This is a genomic window from Terrabacter ginsenosidimutans, from assembly GCF_039539425.1.
GTDB classification, from domain to species: domain Bacteria; phylum Actinomycetota; class Actinomycetes; order Actinomycetales; family Dermatophilaceae; genus Terrabacter; species Terrabacter ginsenosidimutans.
Genome location: NZ_BAABDC010000005.1, coordinates 319,420 through 328,819, shown reverse-complemented (window position 1 = coordinate 328,819; position 9,400 = coordinate 319,420). Strand labels below are relative to the sequence as shown.

The window sequence follows — 9,400 nt, the reverse complement described above, 5'->3', positions numbered from 1 at the left end:
GACATGAGGGCCTCCTGTTTGGCGAAGTGAACCTTGAGCAGTTCCACTCCACCGCGGGAGGCCCTCCCATGTCATCAGCTCACAACGCGAAGTCGCATTCCCTCAACCAACGTGCCCGGTCAGTACACCTAGAGCTGGGTGCGCTCCGCGGTCAGCGTGGCGATACGTGTGCGCAATTCCGCGATCTCGGCGATCAGCTCGCTGCTCCGGAGGCCCAACGAGAGCCGGGAGCTGTTCAACACGGCGGCGGCCGGCCTCGTCTCGCCCGCGACGCGAACCCGCTGGATCCGCAGGACGCCGTCACCCGTGAGGACATCGCTCCAGCCCTCGGACCTCGACCACTCGACGACGCGTCCGGCCACGCGGCCGGCGAACACCTTGCCGCCCGGGGACGGTTGGGCCTCCAGGACCCCGACCTGCTCGAGGCCGAGGTACGTGAAGGCGTCGGGGTAGGGAGGCCCCAGTGCGCGGACCAACGCGTCGACGTCGGCGGTCGTCGCCGTCCAGTCGATCTCCCCGTCGGCCGGCAGCCGGGTGCAGCCGTAGGTCGCCTCCGACTCGTCCTGCGGATCACCGAGGTCGCCCCCGAGCCGGCGGGCCACCGCGTCCGGCAGGATGTCGCCCTGCAGGACGTTCAACCGGGCGTAGAGCGTGCCGACGGTGTCGCGAGGCCCGATGGGAACGCACGCCTGCGCGAGCACACCTCCCGAGTCGAGCCCGGGCACGATCGAGTGGACGGTCACGGCGGCCTGTGTCTCGTGGTTGAGGATCGCCCAGTTGACGTTGGCGCGGCCGCGGTAGCGCGGAAGGGGCGAGTAGTGGACGTTGACGAAGGGACACAGGTCCAGGACGTCGGCGGACAGGATCCGGTTGTACGACGAGACGACCACACAGTCGGGCGCGTGCTGCTCCACCAGTGAAGCGACGCGCGACGGGGACCCCACCCGCTCCACGGCGACGCCAAGGCGTCGGGCGTGTGCCGCGACCTCGTCGTCCTCTTCGCGAACGAGCGCCGTCACCTGCCAGCGCGACAGCAGGCTGTCCAGAGCTGGTCGAGTCGTCGGCCCGAAGCCGACCAGCACGATGCGCGGCTCGGCCGGGCTAGAGCTCATCGAGGAACTCCACGTCGAATGCCGTCCGGTCGGCTGGAGCGGTCAGGAGCACCGAGGCGACCTTGAGGCCACCCGCCTGCAGCCGGACGACGGCTTCCGGCCCCGGCTGGTCCGGCAGGACCGCCATGTGCCCGGGTGCCGGGGCGGAGGGCGGCCAGTAGCGCAGCCCGACCGCATCCATCGACTCGCGGTCGAGGTCGCCCCAGAACTGCACAGCGACCGTGTCCGGCCAGGTGCGCGCGACCCACTCCAGCTCGGCGCCGGTGAGGACCGGCGACCCCGTCGGCGTCCGCGAGACGAGGAGGAAGTCGGGGGCGAGACCGCGTCCCAGCCCCTCGAGGGACGACGTCGAGTGCACCTCCGCTCCGGCAGCCGAGAGGCCGGACTCGAGGTAGGCGGCGAACGGGTTGTCACACAGGACCAGGACACGGGTGTTGCGCACCGACGTCCCGGCATCGAAGAGCAGCTTGAGCGCCATAGTCCCCAGGTACGAGAAGACGTCGACCAGCGGATGGCGCTCGTTCGTGCCGGCGACCCGGATGCCGCGGTCCAGGGCGTCGTCCAGTGCCAGGTCGAAACGACCGGCCTGGATCTCCCAGGCCTCGAACATCAACGGGACGACGGCCGTCGACCGCATGAGTGCCAGCAGCTCCCCGTCGATCGGGCGCACGTGCCCGCTGTTGGTCACGACGTCGGCGTGCGCCACGACGGACGACGGCCGGTCCGTCCGCACCTCGATGCGGTCGAGCACCCCGGCCTGCGTGGCGAGCTCCCGGGTCTGCCGTCTCACCTCCTCGACGGAACCGTGCCGGGTGGCGCGGGTGAAGCCGTAGACGTGCTCGGCGCCCGCCAGGGCGGCGATGACCGGCGTCACGGCGTAGGCACCCGTCGCGGCCTCGGTCACGACGACGGCACCGTCCAGGCGGATCCGCATGTCCTCGACGGACTCCCTGGCAAGGCGGGCCAGCCTCCGCACCTCCATGCCCGGGACAGTCGCAGAGTGCGACAGGGCACGGGCCGTCTCGGCAGCCGTCATTCTCGCTCACCTCGTCTCTCGGGACTCATTCTCGCCACGGGCATTGCGGACTGTCCGCCGAATCCTTGAATGGTGCCGGCGTCCTCGGACGCATCCGCGCCGGCTGTCATGACCTTTCCGGAAGCACGGACAAGCCCCGCAGGAGTCGTGTTCAATCGAGGTCACCGGCCGGCTGCGACGTGGGGAACCGTGCCTCGTCCAAGGGGACGGACGTCGCGGACACGGCGATCCGGACGACCTGGGGGTGGGCGGGATGACAGCGCTGTCAGGCGAGGCGGTGACGCCGCGATGAGCACGGTCAGCGTGTTCATCCCGTGCTACCGGTACGGCCACTTCCTCGAGGCGGCGGTGAGCAGCGTCATCGACGACCAGCCGGGCGTCGACGTCCGTGTGCTCATCATCGACGATGCATCGCCGGACGGCAGCGCTGCGGTGGCCAAGGAGATCGCCTCACGTCGCCCCGAGGTCGAGGTCGTCGTACACGACTTCAACCGCGGCAACATCGCCACCTTCAATGAGGGGCTCGAATGGGCCGATGGTGACTACTGCATGCTGCTGTCGGCCGACGACCGCGCGACCCCCGGAGCCCTGGGACGAGCCAGAGACCTGCTCGATGCACATCCGGAAGTCGGCTTCGTCTACGGCCACGCATGCTGGGTCCCCGACGGTGTGCCGTTGCCGATGGCCCGTACGAGATCTCGCGGCTGGTACGTCTGGCCGGGACAGCGGTGGCTTGAGCATTGCTACCGGCAGGCGGAGAACCCGATCAGCACCCCCACAACGGTGGTCCGCACGTCGTTCCACCGTGAGGTCGGTGGCTACGACGCGCAGCTGTCGAAGGCGGCTGACATGGAGCTGTTCATGCGAATGGCAGCCCACGCCGACGTGGGTTTCGTGCGAGGCGTCGACCAGGCGTACTACCGCCTCCACGGAGACAACATGAGTATGGACGTGACGGAGTTGATGGACTTGCGCCAGCGGCGCTCCGTCTTCGAGGTGGTCATCGAGCGCCATGGCGACAGAATTGCTGACACGCACCGCTTGTCGGACATGGTGCACCGTCAGCTGGCTCGTGAGGCGCTGTGGGCAGCAGGGCGCGTCTCTGGTCGAGGTCGACTGCGTGGCTCTGAGGTCGGCCGGGTCCTGACGGGAGGCGGGGTCCCCGAGCCTGAACAGGACATCGATGAGCTGCTCGAGTTCGCCGTCGACTGCTGGCCCGCCGTCGAACAGGTCCGCCTGTACCGGACGCTCTCCTCGGGTCGAAGGCTAGGCCCGGGGGACGTGCAGTTCCTGCTTCACCAGAAGGGGCAGTGGTGGTTGCGTCGGCGGCGGTGGAACCACCGCGGCGTATGAGCGGGCGACGTGCCCCAGGGAGCGGCTGGAGGCTCCTCCCTGACACAGGAAAGGGCGGACCAGGTCATGATCATCACGCAGACGCCGTTGCGGGTGGGGCTCGTGGGTGGGGGAACCGACCTGCCGGACTACTACCGCGAGCACGGTGGCCGGGTGCTCAACGCCACCATCGACAAGTACGTATACGTCGTCGTCAAACAGCGGTTCGACGACGACATCTACGTCAACTACTCGACGAAGGAGATCGTCTCCCGGGTCGAGGACCTGCAGCACGAGCTCGTCCGTGAGGCCATGCACATGGCCGGCGTGCGCCGAGGGGTGGAGATCACGACTCTTGCCGACATCCCGTCAGCAGGGTCGGGCCTCGGTTCGTCCTCCTCCGTGACGGTGGGGCTGCTGCACGCGCTCTTCGCCTACCAGGGCCGCCAAGTGAGCGCGGAGGAGCTGGCCGACCGCGCCTGCACGATCGAGATCGACCGCTGCCGCAAGCCGATCGGCAAGCAGGACCAGTACGCCGCGGCCTTCGGGGGCGTGTGCGACATCGAGTTCGGCACGGGCGACCGCGTGTCCGTCAACCGGCTGGAGCTGTCCTCCGACCGTCGGCGCCGAATCCAGGACGAGCTGCTGCTCTTCTACACCGGGACCACCCGCCAGGCAGGTGCCATCCTGGGCGAGCAGCGGGCCAACATCGGCAGCCGGCTGACGCAGCTGGCCCAGCTGCGGGAGCTGGCGCGCGAGGCGGCGGACGGCCTGCGAGAGGGAGATGTCGATGCCCTGGGTGCCGCGCTCAACAAGAGCTGGGCGGCCAAGCGGGAGCTCGCCAGCGGCGTGTCCAACAGTTTCATCGACGACGCTGTCGAGAAGGCCGTGCAGGCGGGCGCGTCGGGCGCCAAGGTGACGGGGGCCGGCGGCGGCGGCTTCCTGCTCGTCGTGTGTCCTCTCGAGCGCCAGAACTCGGTCCGAAAAGCAATTGGACATATGCGTGAATTACCGATCAAGATCGACCCATTCGGTTCGCGGGTCATATTCAACGCGCACCGGGACATCTGGGGCTGACTGCTTTACCTTGGTCGGCGGAGCCGCTGGCAATTTCCCGGAACGCCCTTGCTGGCGCATTTCCCGCGCCTAACCTGCTTGACATGACCGCATCAATTGGAATGGCGGTCGTGGGGGCAGGATATTGGGGGCCGAACCTCGTTCGGAATGCGATGGCCACGCCGTCGCTCAATCTTCACTGGCTCTGCGACCTCGACGAGGATCGGGCCAAGCGCGTCCTGGGGCCCTATTCGACCGTCGGGACCACGGACTCCTTCGACACGATCCTGAACGACCCGCGGGTGCAGGCCGTCGCCATCGCAACGCCCGCAGCCACACACTTCCCGCTCGCGATGGCGGCTCTCGACGCCGGCAAGCACGTCCTGGTGGAGAAGCCGCTGACGTCTGCCCTGGCCGACGGCGAGAAGCTCGTCCATGCCGCTGAAGAACGCGGCCTGGTCCTGATGTGCGACCACACGTACTGCTACACCTCGGCGGTCCAGGAGCTCAGGCGCATGGTGAGCAGCGGCGAGGTCGGGGACGTGCAGTTCATCGACTCGGTCCGGATCAACCTGGGACTGGTCCAGCCCGACGTCGACGTGCTGTGGGACCTGGCGCCCCACGACGTCGCCATCCTCGACTACCTGCTCCCGGACGGTGTCTGCGTGGAGGCGGTCGCCTCCCACGGCGCCGACCCGATTGGTCACGGGATGGCGTGTGTCGCGTACCTGACTCTGCGCCTGTCGACCGGGGCCATGGCCCACGTGCACGTCAACTGGCTGAGTCCGGTGAAGATCCGCACCATGGTGATCGGCGGCTCGAACCGGACGGTCGTGTGGGACGACCTGAATCCGAGCCAGCGGCTGGCCGTCTACGACCGTGGCGTCGAGCGCACGGGCCTGGAGCAGCTCGCTGCCGACGACCGGAAGCAGATGAGGATCTCCTACCGGACGGGCGACATGGTGGCGCCCGCCCTGCGCGAGCAGGAGGCGCTCCTCTCGATGGTGGGGGAGTTCGTCGCCAGCATCACCGAGGGCCGCACGGCGGTCACCGACGGCTGGTCGGGGTTGCGCGTCATGCGCGTGCTCGAGGCGGCAGCCAAGAGCCTCCGGCGCGATGGTGCCTTCGTGACAGTGGGAGAGAACGTGGGGGAGGACGAGTGATCAAGGACAGTGTCTGCCTGGTGACCGGCGGCGCCGGCACCATCGGCTCGACGATCGTCGACCAGCTGGTGGCGGCCGGGGCCGCCGAGATCCGGGTCCTCGACAACTTCGTGAGAGGGCGGAAGGAGAACCTCGCCGACGCCCTCACCTCGGGACGGGTGCAGGTGGTCGAGGGCGACATCCGTGACGTCGGGGTGGTCGGCGACGCGACGGAAGGTGTCGATCTCGTCTTCCACCAGGCCGCCATCCGCATCACCCAGTGCGCCCAGGAGCCGCGCCTGGCGCTCGAGGTCCTGGCGGACGGCACCTTCAACGTGCTCGAGGCCGCGGTGGCAGCAGGGGTACGCAAGGTGGTCGCCGCCTCGTCGGCATCGGTCTACGGGCTGGCCGACGAGTTCCCTACGACGGAGTCCGCGGCGCCCTGGGCGAACGACACGTTCTACGGCGCGGCCAAGGTCTTCAACGAGGGGATGCTGCGCAGCTTCCACGCGATGCACGGACTCGACTACGTGGCGCTGCGCTACTTCAACGTCTACGGGCCTCGTATGGACGTGCACGGGCTCTACACCGAGGTACTCATCCGGTGGATGGAGCGCATCGTGGCCGGCGAGCCGCCGATCATCCTCGGCGACGGCCTGCAGACCATGGACTTCGTCTTCACGACCGACATCGCCCGTGCCAACCTGCTGGCCGCCGAGGCCGACGTCACGGACACGGTCTTCAACATCGGCTGCGGCGTCGAGACGAGCCTGCGGGGCCTGGCCGAGGCGCTGCTCGACACCATGGGATCCGACCTGTCGGTCGAGTTCGGTCCCGAGCGCGCCGTCAACGGCGTGACGCGCCGGCTCGCCTCCATCGAGGCAGCGAGACGTCGGCTCGGCTGGAGTCCCGAGGTGCCCCTGGCGGAGGGTCTCGGTCGGCTCGTGGCCTGGTGGCGCGCGGAACGGGGACGGTCGTGATCCCGCTCGTCGACCTGTCGATACAGCACCAGCAGATCGCTGACGACGTGGAGGCGGGCTTCGCCGCTGTCCTGTCCACGGGTGACTTCATCGGCGGCAAGGCCGTCGCAGCCTTCGAGCAGGAGTACTCCCAGTTCGTGGGCGTACGAGCGTGCGTCGGGGTCGGCAACGGCACCGACGCCCTCGAGATGGCACTGCGCGCCGTCGGCGTGGGCCCCGGTGACGAGGTCGTCCTCCCGGCCAACACCTTCATCGCCACCGCCGAGGCCGTCATCAGGGCGGGCGCCCGGCCCGTCCTCGTCGACGTGGACGACGCTGCGCTGCTGCTGGACCCGACTGCCGTGGAGGAGGCGCTCACCGAACGCACCCGAGCCGTCATCCCCGTTGACCTCTACGGGCAGGTCGCCCCGTTCGACCAGCTGCCGCCGTCCCTGGCCGAACGTGGAGTGGCCGTGATCGAGGACGCGGCCCAGTCCCAGGGGGCGACCCGGCACGGAAGATGCGCCGGCTCGTTCGGCGTCGCCGCTGGGACGAGCTTCTACCCGGGAAAGAACCTCGGCGCATACGGCGACGGTGGCGCGGTGACGACCGACGACGAGGAGCTGGCCACACGCGTACGCCTCTTGGGGGCCCACGGCAGCGCGACGAAGTACGAGCACACCCACGTCGGGTTCAACTCGCGGCTGGACACGATCCAAGCCGTCGTCCTGCGCGCGAAGCTGCGCCGGCTGCACCAATGGAACGCCGAACGTGGCGAGGCGGCCGCGCTCTACGCGCGGCTGCTCGAGGGGACGCCCGGGTTGCGCCTGCCCGTGGTGCTGCCGGGCAACGAGCCCGTATGGCACCTCTATGTCGTACGCATCGCCAGCCCCCGCGACGAGGTGCTGGGTCGTATGCGTGAGCAGGGCGTGGGTGCGAGCGTGCACTACCCCGTCCCCCTTCACCTCACGCCCGCGATGCGGGACTACGGGCACGGCCCGGGGAGCCTGCCGGTGTGTGAGCGCGCTGCGGACGAGCTCCTCTCCCTTCCGATCTTCCCAGGCATCACCCAGCGGCAGCAGGAGCGCGTGGCGCAGTCACTGCGCGACGCACTGGCCTCCGGTGGCGACTGACCGCAGGGCCGGAGCTGCCGGAGAGCCGACCGGCGGGAGCGCGGTCGAGCAGGTGCCGGAGGAGGCGCTCGGGCGGCGGGCCGCCGCCGGCGTCCTGTGGCTCGCCGCCAACAGGTGGGCCGTCCGGGCCAGCGGCTTCGTGACCCTGATGGTGCTCACGCGTCAGCTGTCTCCGGCCGAGTTCGGCGTGGTCGCTGCAGCCATGGCGGTGATCCCCCTGGTCTACCTGCTCTCTGACCTCGGCTTCTCGACGTACCTGCTCCAGGCGGACGACGTCGACCAGGAGAGCCTCAGCACCGCGTTCTGGACGTCGGTCGCCGCGGCGGTGCTGCTGTCCGCGGGGTTGGTGGCCACGGCGCCGCTTCTCGCGTCAGCGTTCCAGAGCCCCGACCTGGCCCAGGTGCTCCGCGTCCTCGTCCTGGCGGCGGTCCCGACCGTGCTGGCCGGGGTCCCGCTGGCGCTGCTGAGGCGCCGGCTGGACTTCCGGTCCGTTGCCCTGCAGAGCCTCGTGGCGGCCCTGTTGGGCCAGATCGTCGCGGTGGTGCTCGCCCTGCGTGGTGGCGGGGTGTGGGCCCTCGTGTACCAGGTCATCGTGACGCAGTCGGTGATCGCGCTGCTGGCATGGCGAGGGTCCGGGTGGCGGCCGTCCCTGCAGGTGTCGAGGCTGCGCCTGCGACGCATGGTCGTGTTCGGAGTCTGGGTCACCGGCTACGACGTGATGGCAACCGTCAGGGCCGTGGTCGAGAGCTGGATCGTCAGCGTTGCGCTGGGCCCGTCTGCGCTGGGCCTGCTGAACATCGCCCAGCGGCTGGTCCTCGTCGCGCAGGAGCTCGTCGCAGGCTCGATGGTTCCGGTCTCGACGACCGTGTTCGCGAAGGTGCGCGAGTCAGGTGACCGGCTGCGCAGCGCCTACCTCAAGGCCTTGGGCCTCGTGTACGCCGTCGTGTCCCCGGTGATGGTCGTCATCGTCGTCACGGCACCGGCGCTCGTGCCCCTGGTGTTCGGGCAGAAGTGGAGCGCGAGCGTGGGCCCGACCCAGGCGCTCGCAGTCGCAGGCATCATCACGTTGGGTGCGATGCTCGACCACGGGCTCTTCTACGCTCTCGGTCGACCGGGCACCTGGCTGACATACGCCGTCGCCGTCGACGCCGCGACGGTGGCCACGACGGCGGTGGCCGTGCGCTGGGGTCTTGTCGGTGTCGCGGTGGGGTTCGTCGTCGTCGCCTTCCTCGCCACCGTCGCCCGATGGCTGCTCGTCGCGAGGCTGCACGGGTGGAGCGTCTCTGTGACCGCCCGGCCCTTCGTCCAGATCCTGCCCATCGCCGCAGCCTCGACCGTCCTGGGCGCCGCCGCGCTGGGCGCACTGCAGAGCCAGCGGTGGCCGGCTCTGGTCCTGTCGACCGCACTGACTCTCGTCGTCTACGTCGGTCTGCTGCGCCTCCTGGCACGCCACGTCATCAGTGACGCCCTGGGAGTCGTTCCGGCGCCTGACAGGTATGTCATCCGTCTCGGTCGGCTCTTTCGGCTGAATCCTGACTCCGACGCCGGGTCGTCCTGACCGCATCCGATTTGGACACTATTGAGTGCGACTTCGGTCGAATCTCCCTTTGATGGGAATTCGCTACTCAAG

General features: G+C 69.2%; 8 protein-coding genes. 6 read left to right on the top strand and 2 right to left on the bottom strand.

Annotation, left to right across the window (positions count from 1 at the left end; genetic code table 11):
• Positions 1-128: 128 nt before the first annotated feature.
• Together ABD831_RS16460 and ABD831_RS16455 are read right to left on the bottom strand one after the other, a co-directional pair.
• Complete coding sequence (locus ABD831_RS16460) at positions 129-1,112, bottom strand: methionyl-tRNA formyltransferase (protein WP_344948988.1); 984 nt, start codon at positions 1,110-1,112, stop codon at positions 129-131.
• Positions 1,102-2,094 (bottom strand): hypothetical protein, encoded by a 993-nt coding sequence (locus ABD831_RS16455; RefSeq protein WP_344948986.1) that lies wholly within the window; start codon positions 2,092-2,094, stop codon positions 1,102-1,104. The genes ABD831_RS16460 and ABD831_RS16455 overlap by 11 nt, the downstream gene beginning before the upstream one ends.
• A gap of 342 nt (positions 2,095-2,436) precedes the next feature.
• Between ABD831_RS16455 and ABD831_RS16450 the strand changes: the two genes are divergently transcribed.
• The 6 genes from ABD831_RS16450 to ABD831_RS16425 all read left to right on the top strand — a co-directional run bounded on the left by ABD831_RS16450 (position 2,437) and on the right by ABD831_RS16425 (position 9,328).
• On the top strand, positions 2,437-3,501 hold the full coding sequence (locus tag ABD831_RS16450; RefSeq protein ID WP_344948983.1) for a glycosyltransferase family 2 protein: 1,065 nt from the start codon (positions 2,437-2,439) through the stop codon (positions 3,499-3,501).
• 66 nt (positions 3,502-3,567) lie between these two features.
• Positions 3,568-4,557 carry a GHMP family kinase ATP-binding protein gene (locus ABD831_RS16445; RefSeq protein WP_344948980.1) on the top strand — a complete coding sequence of 330 codons (990 nt, stop codon included), beginning with the start codon at positions 3,568-3,570 and terminating at the stop codon, positions 4,555-4,557.
• 83 nt (positions 4,558-4,640) lie between these two features.
• Positions 4,641-5,699, top strand: a complete 1,059-nt coding sequence (locus tag ABD831_RS16440; RefSeq protein WP_344948978.1) for a Gfo/Idh/MocA family protein — start codon at positions 4,641-4,643, stop codon at positions 5,697-5,699.
• Positions 5,696-6,658 (top strand): NAD-dependent epimerase/dehydratase family protein, encoded by a 963-nt coding sequence (locus ABD831_RS16435; RefSeq protein ID WP_344948975.1) that lies wholly within the window; start codon positions 5,696-5,698, stop codon positions 6,656-6,658. The genes ABD831_RS16440 and ABD831_RS16435 overlap by 4 nt, the downstream gene beginning before the upstream one ends.
• Positions 6,655-7,770 carry a DegT/DnrJ/EryC1/StrS family aminotransferase gene (locus ABD831_RS16430; RefSeq protein WP_344948973.1) on the top strand — a complete coding sequence of 372 codons (1,116 nt, stop codon included), beginning with the start codon at positions 6,655-6,657 and terminating at the stop codon, positions 7,768-7,770. The genes ABD831_RS16435 and ABD831_RS16430 overlap by 4 nt, the downstream gene beginning before the upstream one ends.
• Positions 7,760-9,328 carry a lipopolysaccharide biosynthesis protein gene (locus ABD831_RS16425; protein WP_344948970.1) on the top strand — a complete coding sequence of 523 codons (1,569 nt, stop codon included), beginning with the start codon at positions 7,760-7,762 and terminating at the stop codon, positions 9,326-9,328. Before ABD831_RS16430 ends, ABD831_RS16425 begins: the two co-directional genes overlap by 11 nt.
• The last annotated feature ends 72 nt before the right edge of the window (positions 9,329-9,400 follow it).